The organism is Streptomyces sp. NBC_01241, from assembly GCF_041435435.1.
Classification (GTDB): Bacteria; Actinomycetota; Actinomycetes; order Streptomycetales; family Streptomycetaceae; genus Streptomyces.
This window is the reverse complement of record NZ_CP108494.1, coordinates 7381523-7397675: the sequence shown is the minus strand read 5'-3', so window position 1 is coordinate 7397675 and position 16153 is coordinate 7381523. Positions and strand designations below refer to the sequence as shown.

14 protein-coding genes and 1 pseudogene are annotated in these 16153 nt (G+C 68.9%); 13 read left to right on the top strand and 2 right to left on the bottom strand.

The genetic code is table 11. The features are described 5' to 3' along the window. Window positions 1-77: 77 nt before the first annotated feature. The gene (locus OG306_RS33680) at window positions 78-521 is read right to left on the bottom strand and encodes an SRPBCC family protein (protein ID WP_371666039.1); all 444 of its coding nucleotides are present in this window, start codon (window positions 519-521) and stop codon (window positions 78-80) included. 242 nt (window positions 522-763) lie between these two features. Between OG306_RS33680 and OG306_RS33675 the strand changes: the two are divergent. The 3 genes and pseudogenes from OG306_RS33675 to OG306_RS33665 all read left to right on the top strand — a co-directional run. Continuing rightward, window positions 764-1012: pseudogene (locus OG306_RS33675) on the top strand (Rv2578c family radical SAM protein); the annotation flags it as partial. 170 nt (window positions 1013-1182) lie between these two features. Further along, window positions 1183-2796: an alpha/beta hydrolase gene (locus OG306_RS33670; protein ID WP_266749973.1), complete on the top strand. Its 1614-nt coding sequence runs from the start codon at window positions 1183-1185 to the stop codon at window positions 2794-2796. Window positions 2797-2863: 67 nt separating this feature from the next. Continuing rightward, the gene (locus OG306_RS33665) at window positions 2864-3439 is read left to right on the top strand and encodes a GNAT family N-acetyltransferase (RefSeq protein ID WP_371666038.1); all 576 of its coding nucleotides are present in this window, start codon (window positions 2864-2866) and stop codon (window positions 3437-3439) included. Here OG306_RS33665 and OG306_RS33660 read toward each other — a convergent pair. Next, window positions 3411-3989 (bottom strand): adenylosuccinate lyase, encoded by a 579-nt coding sequence (locus OG306_RS33660; protein ID WP_371666037.1) that lies wholly within the window; start codon window positions 3987-3989, stop codon window positions 3411-3413. The two genes, OG306_RS33665 and OG306_RS33660, sit on opposite strands and share 29 nt — an antisense overlap. 358 nt (window positions 3990-4347) lie before the next feature. Between OG306_RS33660 and OG306_RS33655 the strand changes: the two genes are divergently transcribed. The 10 genes from OG306_RS33655 to pssA all read left to right on the top strand — a co-directional run bounded on the left by OG306_RS33655 (window position 4348) and on the right by pssA (window position 16094). Continuing rightward, window positions 4348-6129 (top strand): 3-hydroxyacyl-CoA dehydrogenase family protein, encoded by a 1782-nt coding sequence (locus tag OG306_RS33655; protein WP_266749968.1) that lies wholly within the window; start codon window positions 4348-4350, stop codon window positions 6127-6129. 91 nt (window positions 6130-6220) lie between these two features. Next, window positions 6221-7036 carry a TetR family transcriptional regulator gene (locus OG306_RS33650; RefSeq protein WP_266749966.1) on the top strand — a complete coding sequence of 272 codons (816 nt, stop codon included), beginning with the start codon at window positions 6221-6223 and terminating at the stop codon, window positions 7034-7036. Between the two features lie 71 nt (window positions 7037-7107). Further along, window positions 7108-7905 carry a GNAT family N-acetyltransferase gene (locus tag OG306_RS33645; RefSeq protein ID WP_266904855.1) on the top strand — a complete coding sequence of 266 codons (798 nt, stop codon included), beginning with the start codon at window positions 7108-7110 and terminating at the stop codon, window positions 7903-7905. Window positions 7906-8264: 359 nt separating this feature from the next. Next, window positions 8265-9710, top strand: a complete 1446-nt coding sequence (ccrA, locus tag OG306_RS33640) for a crotonyl-CoA carboxylase/reductase (protein ID WP_266904857.1) — start codon at window positions 8265-8267, stop codon at window positions 9708-9710. 1 nt (window position 9711) lies between these two features. Next, entirely contained in the window at window positions 9712-11724 is a 2013-nt protein-coding gene (locus tag OG306_RS33635) for a protein meaA (RefSeq protein ID WP_266749961.1), read from the top strand. After that, the gene (locus tag OG306_RS33630; protein ID WP_266749960.1) at window positions 11721-12683 is read left to right on the top strand and encodes an HpcH/HpaI aldolase/citrate lyase family protein; all 963 of its coding nucleotides are present in this window, start codon (window positions 11721-11723) and stop codon (window positions 12681-12683) included. The genes OG306_RS33635 and OG306_RS33630 overlap by 4 nt, the downstream gene beginning before the upstream one ends. Window positions 12684-12685: 2 nt before the next feature. Continuing rightward, entirely contained in the window at window positions 12686-13213 is a 528-nt protein-coding gene (locus OG306_RS33625; protein WP_266749959.1) for a MaoC family dehydratase, read from the top strand. Between the two features lie 2 nt (window positions 13214-13215). Continuing rightward, the gene (locus OG306_RS33620; protein WP_266749957.1) at window positions 13216-14421 is read left to right on the top strand and encodes an acyl-CoA dehydrogenase family protein; all 1206 of its coding nucleotides are present in this window, start codon (window positions 13216-13218) and stop codon (window positions 14419-14421) included. 181 nt (window positions 14422-14602) lie between these two features. Next, window positions 14603-15250, top strand: a complete 648-nt coding sequence (locus OG306_RS33615; protein ID WP_266749955.1) for a phosphatidylserine decarboxylase — start codon at window positions 14603-14605, stop codon at window positions 15248-15250. A 22-nt stretch (window positions 15251-15272) separates the two neighbouring features. Next, the gene (gene pssA, locus OG306_RS33610; protein WP_266752577.1) at window positions 15273-16094 is read left to right on the top strand and encodes a CDP-diacylglycerol--serine O-phosphatidyltransferase; all 822 of its coding nucleotides are present in this window, start codon (window positions 15273-15275) and stop codon (window positions 16092-16094) included. Window positions 16095-16153 lie beyond the last annotated feature (59 nt).

Below are 16153 nucleotides of genomic sequence, written 5' to 3'. Positions count from 1 at the left end.
TGAGAGCCACTACGGCGCACAACCGACGGGCCGAGAAGACCACCCGAACCGGTGAGGCCGGTCAAGAAAGCGTGGAGCTACTTCTCGACCTCGGTGGCGAGGTTCTGCAGCAGCTCGTCGTAGATCCGGCCGAGTCCCTTGGGGGCAAAGGCCCTCTCGAAGAATCCGCCGATGCCGCCGGCGCCGTTCCAGACGGTCGACACGACCGCCTTCGACTTCCCCTCACCGGCCGGGGTGACGGTCCAGGTGGTGACCATGGAGGAGTTGCGGTCCTTCTCCACGAGCCGGCCGTCGGTGGGCTCGGTGACCTCCAGCAGGCAGTCGCGCACCCGCTTGCTGGTGGCCTGGAGCTTCCAGTGGACGAGGGTGCCCTCGCCGTCACCGCCCTCGCGCACCTCGTACTCGCTGAAGTGGCCGGTCAGCACCTTGCTCCGGGTCTCCGCGTAATCGGCCAGCGCGTCGAACACCGTCTCCGCATCCGCCGCGATGACTCGCTCTGTCGTGGCCTCGACCTGCGCCATGGCTGTTCCTCCAGCACTCGGTTGTTCCGGGTGTGCTGAGCCAATCACCTCCGGCACGCCGCTCAAAATCCGGGCCGGGACGAAGGGGAGAAAACGATCAAGGGAACAGGTGTTCTATTCCTTGTTTCAGTGCTACCGAGGAGGCGTCCATGCGCTGGGACAATGCGGTCGAGAACCCACCATGGCCGGGAACAGCGCGCGCTTCACCGCCGACGCAGTGACCACGCGCATCTGCGCCCCGGCGCCCCGGCGCCCGGGAGTGGTACATGCGGCGGCTCGGGCAGCGCCACCCCCATCCGGTGCGACGGTACGAGCGGCTCTGCACCGAGGGCGCCTATGCGCCCCAGTGGTACCAGCGGCGCATCACACGGTACGTCCACGAGCCGGCGACCGAGTTCGGCATCGGCCCCTCGCACCACGGCTCGGCCCGCCGGCTGCCCCTGCGCCACGGGCGGTGGTCACCGCTCGACGGCTCCGAGCCGGCCCGGCCGACCCTGTTCCGACCGTGCGGATGTGACATATCCGGGTCCGGGACCCGGCGCATCCCGAGAGGGCAAATGGGTCAACTCTCATCAGAACAGGTCTTCCGGGCGTGAATGTGGGGAGCATGCGGCGGGGGCTGCACCCCACGCAGCCGCGTTCCCCCACCACGGGAGGCCATATGACGAAACGTCCAGGAATTCTGTTCGCCGTCGGTGCGACGGTCGCCGGTCTGGTGACCGCCGCGCCGCCCCCGGCGACCGCCGACACCGGCACGCCGCGCACCGCGGCGCAGCTCACGTGGACCGACTGCGGTACCGAGTCGTACCCGAGGCTGCAGTGCTCATCGGTCAGCACTCCGCTCGATCATGACGATCCGTCGGGTCGGCAGATCACCCTCGCCCTTTCCCGGATCCCGCACACCTCGGAGACCTTCCAGGGCCCCCTGTTCGTCAACCCGGGCGGCCCCGGCGGCAGCGGCCTCTCCATGGCCGGGTTCGTCGCGTCCTCGCTGCCGAAGCCGATTGCCGCGCAGTACGACGTGATCGGCTTCGACCCGCGCGGCGTCGGGAAGAGCGAACCCGCAATGGACTGCGTACCGGGGTACTTCGCTCCGCTGCGTCCCGACTCGGTGCCGGGCTCGCCCGCCGTGGAGGAGGCCAACCGGAACCGGGCCCGCTCGTTCGCAAAGGCATGCGGGGAGAAGTATCCGGATCTGCTGCCCCACATGGATACGGTCAGCGCCGCCAAGGACCTCGATGTCATCCGGCAGGCGACCGGTTCCCAGCAGCTCAACTACTTCGGGTACTCCTACGGGACCTACCTCGGCGCGGTGTACGCCAAGCTGTTCCCGGAGCGGGTGCGGCGCCTGGTGCTCGACTCGAACGTCGACCCGGAGGGCGTCTGGTACGACGACAACATCGGCCAGAACTACGCCTTCGACGCCCGCCACAAGGCGTTCGCCGCCTGGGTGGCGAAGCACGACAGCACGTACGGGCTCGGCAGCGACCCGGCAGCGGTCGAGCGTGCCTGGTACGCAATGCATGACGCCGTCGAGGACCACCCGGCGGGCGGAACGGTCGGGGCGAGCGAGGTCGAGGACACCTTCCTGCCGGGCGGCTACTACAACGGCTACTGGCCCTACCTGGCCGACGCGTTCGCGGCGTATGTGAACGACCACGACCAGGACGCGCTCGTGAAGGCGTACGAGAAGTTCGGCGCGGTCGACGCGAAGGGCGACAACGGGTACTCGGTCTACTCGGCCGTGCAGTGCCGCGACGCCCAGTGGCCCCGCGACTGGAACACCTGGCGCAACGACAGCTGGAACGTCCAGGCCAAGGCACCCTTCTTCACCTGGAACAACACCTGGTACAACGCCCCGTGCGCCGACTGGCCGGTGGAGCCGCTGAATCCGGTCGGGGTCTCCAACAGCAGCCTCCCGCCGGTGCTGCTCTTCCAGGCCACCGAGGACGCGGCCACGCCCTACGAGGGCGGTGTCACCTTGCACCGCAAGCTGCGCGGCTCCAGCCTGGTGGTCGAGCAGGGCGGCGGAAACCACGGCATCACGCTGAGCGGCAACGACTGCCTGGACACCTATCTGGCGGACTATCTCGCCAAGGGCACCGTCCCGCGCGGCAACGGCAGCCACGCCGACGCGGACGCGGTCTGCGCGAAGTCCCCCGACCCGAATCCGCTGACGGGCAAGGCGGCGGCGAAGTCGGTCAAGTCGGCCCCGGGCGCGGGCGCCGGCAGCAGGGGCGGCATCCTGCACGGCCTGCTCGGTTTCCGCGGCTGACGGCTGCCGAACCAGGGCCGGACAAACCGGTACGGGCCATCCTGGCGCATGAGCCAGGATGGCCCGTATGACGATACGGACGACGCCGCCCCGCATGCCCGACGCCCGCGTGCGCGTGCGGGACATGACGGTCGACGACTGCGAGGCGGTCGCGAAGGTCCGGGTGCGCGGCTGGCAGGCGGCGTACGCCGGACTGATGCCGCAGTCGCATCTCGACGCCATGGACATCGCCGAGGACGCGCGACGGCGCCGCGGATTCTTCGCCGAGGGCAACACGGTCGTGAATGTGGTGGCCGAGCGGCCGGGACTCGGGGTGATCGGCTGGGCCTGCTACGGCCCGTACCGCGAGAACGGCCGACGGACGGCACGGGGCGAGCTGTACGCGATCTATGTGACGCCCGAGCAGATCGGGACCGGGGCCGGCCGCGCCCTGCTGACGGAGATGCTCACCCGCGCCGCCGCGGACGGCTTCCCGGACCTGGTGCTGTGGGTCCTGAAGGAGAACGCCCCGGCCCGGCGCTTCTACGAGCGTGCCGGTTTCCTCCCCGACGGCGCCGAGGAGCCCTTCGATGTGGACGGCGTACTCGTGCCCGAGCTGCGCTACGCACGCGCTCTCAGGCCTCCGGCCCCCGCAGCCGGCTGAGCGCGTCCCGCGCCGCGCCGCCCAGTCGCGGGTGCGGCACCGTCGCCTCCAGGAGCGGGCGGGCCCGTTCGTCCCCGAGTTGCCCGAGCCCCTCCACGCAGGCGAGCGCCACCCGCCAGTGCGGATCGCCGGGGGCCAGCAGCCGCTCCAGGGTGCTCATCAGCGCCGGTACGGACTCCGGGGCCCGCAGCGCGGTGAGGAGCCGTACCGGATGCAGGGCGTACGCGGTGCGCAAAGTGTTGGTCGCCAGGGCGGCGGCTGCCCGCGGGGTGCGGGGGTCGCCGAGGCGCACCAGGGCGTGGGCGGCGCAGACGCAGCGCTCGGGGTCACGGTGGTTGAGCAGCAGGACCAGCGCCTCGAAGGCCCGCCGGTCTCCGGCGCAGCCGAGCCGGAACGCGGCTATCTCCCTTGCCCAGAGCGGGCGTTCGCGTTCCACGAGGACGCGGGCCAGTTCCTCGTCGTCGTCGGTGGCGAGTAGTCTGCGGTACGCCGCCGACTCCCCCGCCTCGTCAGCCAGCCGGTCCGTCAGTGACCGGAACTCCTCGTCCATGACCGTCAGCGTATCGACGGGGACTCTGCGTATCGAGGGCCGGGGCGAATGTGGCATGGCCCACAACTGCGCAGGGCTGGCGCGCTCGTTACCCACCGGTTAAGCTCATGTGAGCGGGACACACTCCCCGCCGGCTCCGGTGGCCTGGTGACGCAGCCATCCGGAGTGCTTGTCGGTTCGGCAGCTTTGCGAGACGTGACTCCGGGACAGAGTCCGTCGCCCCTTCCCGGTCCGGGCGCACCCAGCGTTCCCCGGCCCTGAGCACCACGACACGCAATTCCCGCACGCGTTGCGCCGGTTCGCCCTTCAGCGCGCGCCGTGCTCCTCACAGCCGTCACTCATTCTCTGGAGTCCCGTGATGGACACCCCGCTCAACACCATTGCCGTCGTCGGTCTCGGCACCATGGGCACCGGCATCGCCGAGGTCCTCGCCCGCGCCGGCCACGAGGTCATCGGTATCGACATCAGCGAGGCGGCCGCCCGTCAGGCCGTCGCCGCCCTGGAAGCCGCGACCGCCCGCGCCGTGCGGCGCGAGCGGATCACGGAGGAGGAGCGGAGCGACGCCCTCGCCCGGTTCCGTACCTTCGTGGACCTTCGGGCCGCCGCGGAGGCCGAGCTGGTCATCGAGGTCGTGCCCGAGTCGTACGAGATCAAGCAGCAGGTCTTCCGGGAGCTCGACACCATCGTCTCCCCCACGGCGATCCTGGCGACCGGCACCAATGCCCTGTCGGTGACCCGGCTGGCCGCCGAGTCGCTGCGCCCCGAGCGCGTGCTCGGCCTGCACTTCTTCAACCCGGCGCCCGCGATGAAGCTGGTCGAGGTCGTCTCCTCGGTGCTGACCGCGCCGCCGGCCGTCGAGGCGGTCACCGCGCTCGCCCGCAGCCTGGGCAAGGAACCGGTCGCGGTCGGCGACCGGCCGGGTTTCGTCGCCGACGGGCTGCTGTTCGGGTACCTCAACCAGGCCGCCGCGATGTACGAGGCGAACTACGCCTCCCGTGAGGACATCGACGCGGCGATGAAGCTGGGCTGTGGCCTGCCGATGGGCCCGCTCGCCCTGCTCGACCTGATCGGGATCGACACGGCCCGTACCGTCCTGGAGGCGATGTACTCCGCGTCGCAGGACCGGCTGCATGCCCCGGCCCCCGTCCTCAGGCAGCTCAGCGAGGCGGGGCTGACCGGCCGCAAGTCGGGCCGCGGCTTCTACACGTACGCGGAGTCCGGCAGCCAGACCGTGGTGCCGGACGCGCTCACCCCGCAGGACAGCGCGTCCGCGGTGGCCGGGCGCACGGTGCGGTCGGTGGGTGTCGCGGGCTCGGGGACGATGGCCTCGGGGATCGCCGAGGTCTTCGCGAAGGGCGGCTACGACGTGGTGCTCGCCGCCCGCAGCCAGGAGAAGGCGGACGCGGCCAAGGGCCGGATCGCCACGTCCCTGGAGCGTTCCGTCACCAAGGGGCGGCTGACCGCCGAGGCCCGGGACGAGGCCCTGGGCCGGATCACCGCGGCCGGTTCACCGGACGCCTTCGCCGACGTCGATCTCGCGGTCGAGGCGGTCGCCGAGGACCTGGCGGTCAAGCAGCAGCTGTTCGGGATGCTGGACAAGGTCTGCAAGCCGGGCGCGGTCCTCGCCACCACCACCTCGTCGCTGCCGGTCGTGGCGATCGCGCGGGCCACCTCGCGTCCGCAGGACGTCGTCGGGATGCACTTCTTCAACCCGGCGCCCGCGATGAAGTTGGTCGAGGTGGTCCGCACGGTGCTCACCGCGGACGACGTCCACGCCACGGTCCGCGAGGTGTGCCTCAAGGTCCGCAAGCACCCGGTGGACTGCGGGGACCGGGCCGGCTTCATCGTGAACGCGCTGCTGTTCCCGTACCTCAACAACGCGATCAAGATGGTCGAGGAGCACTACGCGAGCCTCGACGACATCGACGCCGCGATGAAGCTGGGCGGCGGCTATCCGATGGGCCCGTTCGAACTCCTCGACGTCGTCGGACTCGATGTCTCGCTCGCCATCGAGAAGGTGCTGCACGGCGAGTTCCGCGACCCGGGCCTGGCCCCGGCGCCGCTGCTGGAGCATCTGGTGGCCGCCGGCTGCCTCGGCCGCAAGACGGGGCGCGGCTTCCGCGAATATGCCCGGCGCTGAGCCGGGAGCCGGGTGGGGAGGGCTGCTCGATCCATCGGGCGGTCCGCCCCCACAGGCGCGTTCCCCTGTACCGATGCAGTACGTTCACACCATGTCCCAGCCCGCCAGGTCCCCCCGTGTCTCCGCCGCGCCCGACCCCCAGGAGAGTGCCGCAGGCACCCGCGCCGCAGCCCAACGGCTCAAAATGCGCCGTGAACTGGCCGCCGCGGCGATGGAACTCTTCGCGACGAAGGGGTACGAGGCGACGACGGTCGACGAGATCGCGGGCGCCGCCGGGGTCGCCCGGCGGACCTTCTTCCGGCACTTCCGCTCCAAGGAAGAAGCGATCTTCCCGGACCACGACGACACCCTCGTCAGGGCCGAGGCCGTCCTCAATGCCGCCCCCGCGCACGAGCACCCCCTCGACACCGTCTGCCGCGGCATCAAGGAAGTCATGAAGATGTACGCGGCGAAGCCCGCGGTCTCCGTGGCGCGCTACAAGCTGACCCGTGAGGTCCCGACCCTGCGCGAGGCGGAGATCGCCTCGGTGGCCCGCTACGAGCGGCTGTTCACGCGCTATCTGCTGGGCCATTTCGACGAGCGCGACCACCACGTCGGCAACGACGACCCGCTGCTCGCGGAGGTCGCCGCGTCCGCCGTCGTCACCGCGCACAACCATGTGCTGCGCCGCTGGCTGCGGGCAAACGGCGAGGGCGATGTGGAGGCCCAGCTCGACCACGCGTTCTCGATCGTCCGCGACACGTTCGGGACCGGCATCGGCGCGGGCCGGATCGCGGGCGCCGAACCGGCGAAGCAGCCGGCCGCTTCGGTGACGTCCCAGGGCGAGGTGCTGGTCGCGGTGGCGCGGACGGACGCGCCGCTCGACGAAGTGATGCGCACGATCCAGCAGGCGCTCAAGGACCGCTGACCGGGGCGGGGACGGCTCCCCGCCCCGGAAACCGGGTTGCCGCGCCCGTACCCCGCTGCTCCACTGTGCGGATGAATCATGACCGCGACACACTTCTGACCCTCTTCGACCGCGAGATGCGCGAGGACGCCCGCCCCGACGACCCCGGTGTGCGGGTCGAACGCGCCGGGGACGTCGTACGGCAGGTCGGCACGGCCGATGACTGGAACGGCGTCGTCTGGTCGGCCCCGGACCTGGATCCCGTACGGGCGGACGCCGCGATCGCGGCTCAGGTCGCGCACTACACGGCTCTCGGGCACGACGCGTTCGAGTGGAAGCTGTACGCGCACGACCGGCCGGCCGATCTGGCGGAGCGGCTCCTCGCGGCAGGCTTCGAGGCGGAGGAGCCGGAAACCTTGCTGGTGGCCCCCGTGGACGGCCTCTCGACTGCGGTGGACCTCCCCGAGGGCGTCCGGCTGCGCACCATGCGCGACGCGGACGACGTGGAGCTGATGGTCCGGACCCATGTGCAGGCGTTCGGTTCCCCGTCGTCCCGGCTGCGGCATCGAACGCTGGCGAGGCTCACCGAGGCCCCGGACACATTCGTCGGGGTGCTGGCCATGGCCGGGGACGAGCCGGTGAGCGCGGCACGGATGGAATTGCACCCGGGCTCCGGCTTCGCGGGGCTGTGGGGCGGCGGGACGGTCCCCGCATGGCGCGGGAAGGGAATCTACCGGGCCCTGGTCGCCCACCGCGCCCGGATCGCGGCGGAGCGCGGCTACCGCTACCTTCAGGTCGACGCCTCCGACCAGAGCTGCCCGATCCTCCAGCGCCTCGGATTCCTCGCCCTGAGCACCACGACTCCGTACGTGTACCGGCCCTCGCGCTGACCACTCCCGGCGGGACGGAATCGCGCAAAACACCGCCCCTCCTGCTCATGCGTGACCGGCGGATGACAAGCGAGAGAAAATGTTGGCACCGAGTGCCTTGCCAGGTGTCACGGAGTGCCATACGTTGAAGTTGTCCGGGCGGCCGGCGTGCTGCGAACTCACGTACGCCGGCTGTCCCCGCAAGCCAGGTGCCTGCGCGCCCGGACGCCTGCGTCACAGGCAAACCCTTCTGCTCCACAGAGCAAGCCGAAGCCGTACCAGCCGAACCGACGGCAGCACCTCCACACCACACAGCCCCCCCGCTGCTCACAGGGACCCTCAAATGCTCCCTCAGCGCCCCCATCCGCCGGAGGCACACCGTGAAGGAAATCCTGGACGCGATCCAATCGCAGGACACTACGGCCGCGGATTTCGCTGCCCTGTCCATCCCCGAGTCGTACCGCGCGGTGACCGTGCACAAGGACGAGACGGAGATGTTCGCCGGACTCGCCACCCGCGACAAGGACCCCCGCAAGTCGCTGCATCTGGACGAGGTCCCGGTGCCCGAACTCGGGCCCGGTGAGGCACTGGTCGCCGTCATGGCGAGCTCGGTGAACTACAACTCCGTCTGGACCTCGATCTTCGAGCCGATGGCCACCTTCGGCTTCCTGGAGCGGTACGGCAAGCTCAGCGAGCTCACCAGGCGCCACGACCTGCCGTACCACGTCATCGGCTCCGACCTGGCGGGCGTCGTCCTGCGTACCGGCCCCGGCGTCAACGCCTGGAAGCCCGGCGACGAGGTCGTCGCACACTGCCTCTCGGTCGAACTGGAGTCCTCGGACGGCCACAACGACACGATGCTCGACCCCGAGCAGCGCATCTGGGGCTTCGAGACCAACTTCGGCGGTCTGGCAGAGATCGCACTTGTCAAGTCCAACCAGCTGATGCCGAAGCCGCAGCATCTCAGCTGGGAGGAGGCCGCCGCTCCGGGCCTGGTCAACTCCACCGCGTACCGCCAGCTCGTCTCGCGCAACGGCGCCGGCATGAAGCAGGGCGACAATGTGCTGATCTGGGGCGCCAGCGGCGGACTCGGTTCCTACGCCACGCAGTTCGCGCTGGCCGGTGGCGCCAACCCGATCTGCATCGTCTCCAGCGAGCAGAAGGCGGACATCTGCCGGAAGATGGGTGCCGAGGCGATCATCGACCGCAACGCCGAGGGCTACAAGTTCTGGAAGGACGAGCACCATCAGGACCCGCGCGAGTGGAAGCGGTTCGGCAAGCGCATCCGTGAGCTGACCGGCGGCGAGGACGTGGACATCGTCTTCGAGCATCCGGGCCGCGAGACGTTCGGCGCCTCGGTGTACGTGACCCGCAAGGGCGGCACGATCGTCACCTGCGCGTCGACGTCCGGCTACAACCACGAGTACGACAACCGCTACCTGTGGATGTCGCTCAAGAAGATCGTGGGCTCGCACTTCGCCAACTACCGCGAGGCGTGGGAGGCCAACCGCCTGGTGGCGAAGGGCAAGATCCACCCGACGCTGTCGAAGGTCTACTCCCTGGCGGAGACCGGCCAGGCCGCGTACGACGTCCACCGCAACCTCCACCAGGGCAAGGTCGGCGTGCTCGCGCTGGCCCCCCGCGAGGGTCTGGGGGTGCGCGACGAGGAGCTGCGCGAGCAGCACATCGACGCCATCAACCTGTTCCGTGACGCGTCAGCGGAGCGGACCGACAAGCACAGCCGTGACGCGTCAGCGGAGCGGGCCGACAAGCACAGCCGGGACGCGTCAGCGGAGCGGACCGACAAGCACAGCCGGGACGTCTGACATGAGTGGCCGTCAGAAGGACCGTCCGTGGCTCATGAGGACGTACGCCGGTCATTCGACCGCCGAGGCGTCCAACGAGCTCTACCGGCGCAACCTCGCCAAGGGCCAGACCGGCCTGTCCGTCGCCTTCGACCTGCCGACGCAGACCGGATACGACCCCGACCACGTCCTGGCCCGCGGCGAGGTCGGCCGGGTCGGCGTGCCCGTGTCGCACCTCGGTGACATGCGCCGGCTGTTCCAGGACATCCCCCTGGAGCAGATGAACACCTCGATGACGATCAACGCCACCGCGATGTGGCTGCTGGCGCTCTACCAGGTGGTCGCCGAGGAGCAGGGCGCCGATCCCACGAAGCTCCAGGGCACCACGCAGAACGACATCGTCAAGGAGTACCTCTCGCGCGGGACGCATGTCTTCCCGCCCGGCCCCTCGCTCCGGCTGACCACCGACATGATCACGTACACGGTCAACCGCATCCCGAAGTGGAACCCGATCAACATCTGCAGCTACCACCTGCAGGAGGCGGGAGCGACTCCGGTCCAGGAGATCGCGTACGCCATGTCGACGGCCATCGCGGTCCTGGACGCCGTACGGGAATCCGGCCAGGTGCCCGAGGAGAAGTTCGGCGATGTGGTCGCACGGATCTCCTTCTTCGTGAACGCGGGCGTCCGCTTCATCGAGGAGATGTGCAAGATGCGCGCCTTCGGCCGCATCTGGGACCAGGTCACCCGCGAGCGGTACGGCGTCACCGATGCCAAGCAGCGCCGCTTCCGCTACGGCGTCCAGGTCAACTCCCTCGGTCTGACCGAGGCGCAGCCGGAGAACAACGTGCAGCGCATCGTCCTGGAGATGCTGGCCGTCACCCTGTCCAAGGACGCCCGGGCCCGGGCCGTGCAGCTGCCCGCCTGGAACGAGGCGCTGGGGCTCCCCCGGCCCTGGGACCAGCAGTGGTCGCTCCGTATCCAGCAGGTCCTCGCGCACGAGAGCGATCTGCTGGAGTACGAGGACATCTTCGCCGGCTCGCATGTCGTCGAGGCCAAGGTGGACGAGCTGGTCACGGAGTCGCTCGCCGAGATCGGCCGGATCCAGGAGATGGGCGGCGCCATGGCGGCCGTCGAGTCCGGCTACCTGAAGTCCGAGCTGGTCTCCTCGCACGCGGCCCGCCGGGCCCGCATCGAGGGCGGCGAGGAGAAGATCGTCGGCGTCAACATCTACGAGACGACGGAATCGAATCCGCTCACCGCCGACCTCGACGCGGCGATCATGACCGTCGATCCCGCCAATGAGGCCAGGGTCGTCACGGCCCTGGCCGAGTGGTGCGACAACCGCGACGAGGCCCGTGCCACCGATGCGCTGGCCGCGCTGAAGAAGACCGCCGCAGGCACCGAAAACCTGATGGAAGCGACCGTGGAGTGTGCCCGCGCGGGTGTCACCACGGGCGAGTGGTCCTGGGCGCTGCGCGATGTCTTCGGCGAGTTCCGGGCTCCGACGGGCGTCTCGTCGGCCCCGGTCGCGGTGACCGCGGAGGCCGGCACACCGCTCGCCCTGGTGCGCGAGAAGGTCGCCCGGACCGCGGCCGACCTGGGCGCCGGGCGGCTGCGGCTGCTGGTCGGCAAGCCGGGCCTGGACGGGCACTCCAACGGCGCCGAACAGATCGCCGTACGGGCCCGCGACGCCGGCTTCGAGGTCGTGTACCAGGGGATCAGGCTGACCCCCGAGCAGATCGTCTCGGCCGCCCTCGCCGAGGACGTGCACTGTGTCGGCCTGTCGATCCTGTCCGGTTCGCACGCCGAACTCGTCCCCGACGTACTCACCCGCCTGCGCGAGGCGGGTGCCGCCGACATCCCGGTGATCGCGGGCGGGATCATTCCGCCCGCCGATGCCGCGGCCCTGATCGGGGCCGGTGTCGCCGCCGTGTTCACCCCGAAGGATTTCGGTATCACGGAGATCATCGGCCGTATCGTCGACGAGATCCGGAAAGCGAACAAGCTCGACCCTCTGGAGGTCCCCGCATGACTGCCGCCAACCGCCTGCGTCCGCGCCGCTCGTGCCTGGCCGTGCCCGGCTCGAACCCGCGGTTCCTGGAGAAGGCCCAGGGCCTCCCGGCCGACCAGGTCTTCCTCGACCTGGAGGACGCCTGCGCGCCGCTCGCCAAGGAGGGCGCCCGGCACACCATCGTCGACGCGCTGAACAACGGCGACTGGACGGGCAAGACCCGGGTCGTGCGAGTCAACGACTGGACGACGCACTGGACGTACCGCGATGTCATCACGGTCGTCGAGGGCGCCGGGCAGAACCTCGACTGCATCATGCTGCCGAAGGTGCAGGACGCCCAGCAGGTGGTCGCCCTGGACCTGCTGCTGACCCAGATCGAGAAGACGATGGGCTTCGAGGTCGGCAGGATCGGCATCGAGGCGCAGATCGAGAACGCCAAGGGCCTGGTGAACATCGACGACATCGCCGCCGCCTCGCCCCGCCTGGAGACGCTGATCTTCGGACCGGCCGACTTCATGGCGTCGATCAACATGAAGACCCTGGTCGTCGGTCAGCAGCCGCCCGGGTACGGCGCGGACGCGTACCACTACATCCTGATGCGCATTCTGATGGCGGCCCGTACGCACGACCTCCAGGCGATCGACGGCCCCTTCCTGCAGATCCGTGACGTGGACGCGTACCGCGAGGTCGCGGGCCGTGCGGCGGCGCTGGGCTTCGACGGCAAGTGGGTGCTCCACCCCGGTCAGGTCGACGCGGCCAACGAGGTGTTCTCGCCCACGCAGGAGGACTACGACCACGCCGAGCTGATCCTCGACGCGTACGACTGGTGCACCTCGGAAGAGGGCGGCAGGAAGGGCTCGGCGATGCTCGGCGACGAGATGATCGACGAGGCGAGCCGCAAGATGGCCCTCGTCATCGCGGGCAAGGGCCGCGCGGCCGGCATGCAGCGCACCTCCAAGTTCGAAGCACCGGAGGCCTGATCATGCAGTTCGGACGCACCTATGAGGAGTTCGAGGTCGGTGCAATTTACAAGCACTGGCCCGGGAAGACGGTCACGGAGTACGACGACCACCTCTTCTGCCTGCTGACCATGAATCATCACCCGCTGCACATGGACAGCAACTACGCGGAGAAGACCACCGATTTCGGCAAGAACGTTGTAGTCGGCAACTACATCTACTCGTTGCTGCTCGGCATGTCCGTGCCGGACGTCTCCGGAAAGGCGATCGCCAACCTGGAGGTCGAGTCGCTGAAGCATGTCGCACCGACGTTCCACGGCGACACGATCTACGGCGAGACGACCGTCCTCGACAAGACTCCGTCAAAATCCAAGAGCGACCGCGGAATCGTCCATGTCGAGACCAAGGGTTACAAGCAGGACGGAACGCTCGTCTGCGTGTTCCGTCGCAAGGTGATGGTCCCCACCGAGACGTACATCAAGGAGCGCGGCGGGGAGCAGCCCGGCCGTCCCGAGCTGAACCAGCCTTCGCAGAAGAACGTGGAGAAGTAGCCATGACGCGACTCGCCCAGACTGCCGGCCTCAATGATGTCCAGCAGGAAATCCTCTCCACGGTCCGGGATTTCGTCGACAAGGAGATCCTTCCGGTCGCAACCCAGTTGGAGCACCGTGACGAGTACCCGACGGAGATCGTCGAGGGACTCAAGGAGCTCGGCCTGTTCGGGCTGATGATTCCCGAGGAGTACGGGGGGCTGGGTGAGTCGCTTCTCACATATGCGCTGTGCGTGGAGGAAATCGCGCGCGGCTGGATGAGCGTGTCGGGAATCATCAATACGCACTTCATCGTGGCGTACATGCTCAAACAGCACGGCACCCAGGAACAGAAGGACACATTCCTGCCGCGGATGGCGCTGGGCGAGGTCCGGGGCGCCTTCTCGATGTCCGAGCCGGCGCTGGGCTCGGACGTCTCGGCCATCACGTCCAAGGGCGTCAGGGACGGCGAGGAGTACGTCCTGAACGGCCAGAAGATGTGGCTGACGAACGGTGGTACGTCCTCGCTCGTCGCCGTCCTGTGCCGGAGTGACGAAGGCCACCCCGAGGGGACCGCTCCGCACAAGTCGATGACGACGTTCCTGGTGGAGAAAGAGCCCGGATTCGGTGAGGTCCTGCCCGGCCTCACCATTCCCGGCAAAATCGACAAAATGGGGTATAAGGGTGTGGATACGACCGAACTCATCATGGACGGGCTACGTATTCCAGCCAATCGCGCACTGGGCGGCACCACCGGTCGCGGGTTTTACCAAATGATGGACGGCGTCGAGGTCGGCCGGGTAAATGTGGCCGCGCGTGGCTGCGGCGTCGCTCAGCGTGCATTCGAACTGGGCATTTCCTATGCCCAACAGCGCGAGACCTTCGGAAAGCCGATCGCTCAGCACCAGGCGATCCAGTTCAAGCTGGCCGAAATGGCCACCAAGGTCGAGGCCGCCCATGCAATGATGGTAAATGCAGCACGCAAAAAGGACTCCGGGGAACGAAATGATCTGGAGGCAGGGATGGCGAAGTACCTCGCCTCCGAGTACTGCAAGGAAGTCGTCGAGGACGCCTTCCGGATCCACGGCGGCTACGGCTTCTCCAAGGAGTACGAGATCGAGCGCCTCTACCGGGAGGCCCCGATGCTGCTGATCGGTGAAGGTACCGCCGAGATCCAGAAAATGATCATTGGGCGCCGACTCCTGGAGGAGTACCGGTTCCAGGGTTGATTGTCCCTTTCACGCCGATTTGGCCGCGAAGAAGATCACACCCTGTCATCCTCGGCCGGTGCCTTCAAGCCGTCCGACTCGGCTGCTGGCTTGCCCAGTTGCGGCCGGCAACCGCTAACATCGCCGGAAAAGCCGCCGTCCCCCGTTGCCAGCGCGGCATCATCCGCTACGAAGGTCATCCATGCCCGACAGCCAAACCTCTGCACCACGCGGCGGAGTCCGCCTTGCGCGCGGAGCTTCGCCGTGGCTCCTGCCGACCGTCGCCACCGCGGCACTCAGCCTCGCCCGGGCTCGCAAGTCCGGACGCTGGGCGGCGGTGGCCGTGCCCACCACCGCGCTCGCGGCAGGCATGCTGTGGTTCTTCCGCGACCCCGAGCGCGAGATCACCCAGGGCCGGGTCATCTCACCGGCCGACGGTGTGGTGCAGAGCATCATGCCGTGGAAGGACGGGCGTACCCGCGTCGCGATCTTCATGAGCCCGCTGAATGTCCACGTCAACCGTGCGCCCCTGGCCGGCACGGTGACCTCGGTCGAGCACGTCCCCGGTGGGTTCGTTCCGGCGTTCAACAAGGAGAGCGAGAACAACGAGCGCGTTGTCTGGCACTTCGACACCGAACTCGGCGACATCGAGATGGTGCAGATCGCGGGTGCGGTCGCACGTCGTATCGTCCCCTACATCCCGCAGGGCACGAAGGTGGAGCAGGGCGAGCGGATCGGCCTGATCCGCTTCGGCTCCCGGGTCGACATCTACCTTCCGGAAGGTATCGATGTCGCGGTCGAGGTCGGCCAGGCCACCACCGCGGGGGTGACTCGAATTGACCGTGATTGATCCTGAGACCCAGGCCGGCTGGGTGCCCGAGGCGGAGTCCGAGGAGGACGCCGGCGAGGACATGCCGCTCTCTATGCGGCTGTCGATAGCGGACACCCTCACTCTCGGCAATGCAACGTGCGGATTCATGGCGGTGTACTTCACCACCACCGGAATCCTCATCCCGCACCTCACGGGCAGCGACGAGAGCGGCATGGCCCGGCACTCCGCGGCCACCGCCGTGATCCTCATGCTGCTGGCCGCGGTGTTCGACCTCTTCGACGGGCTCGTGGCCCGCAAGCTGCGCTCCTCGCCGATGGGCGCCGAGCTGGACAACCTCTCGGACCTGATCAGCTTCGGGCTCGCCCCGGCGTACTTCGTCCTCGTCTACGGCATGGTCGCGGACGACGCACACCAGCGGGTGTCGGCGCTGGCGGCGATCGTGGTGCTGCTGGCGGTGGTGCTCAGACTTGCCAGATTCTCCTGCGTGACCATGAAGGACGGCATGTTCCAGGGCATGCCGAGCCCCTTCGGAGCGCTCACGGTCGTCTCGATCGTGCTCCTGGAGCTGCCCTTCGTACCGACGCTGCTCGCGATCATCGGAGTGGCGTGGCTGATGGTCAGCCGGGTCGAGTACCCGAAACCGCGAGGCGTTCTCGCGGTGGCGATGCTCAGCTGGATCGTGGCCGCGATGGGACTGCTCGCCGCGTGGGCGTTCGAAGCCCCCGGCGGTCAGCTGCTCCTGCAGACCGGCTGCGCGCTGCAGGTGGTCCTGGGAGCGGTCATCCCGCTCTTCGCGACGGCCCGGCGGGTGAACACCTTCCGCGGCAACCGGCGCGAGGCCCGGGCGGCCCAGCTGCCGTAGGGCCGGAACACGCAGAACGCGCAAGAGGGCCCCGGGTGCTCCCCAGCACCCGGGGCCCT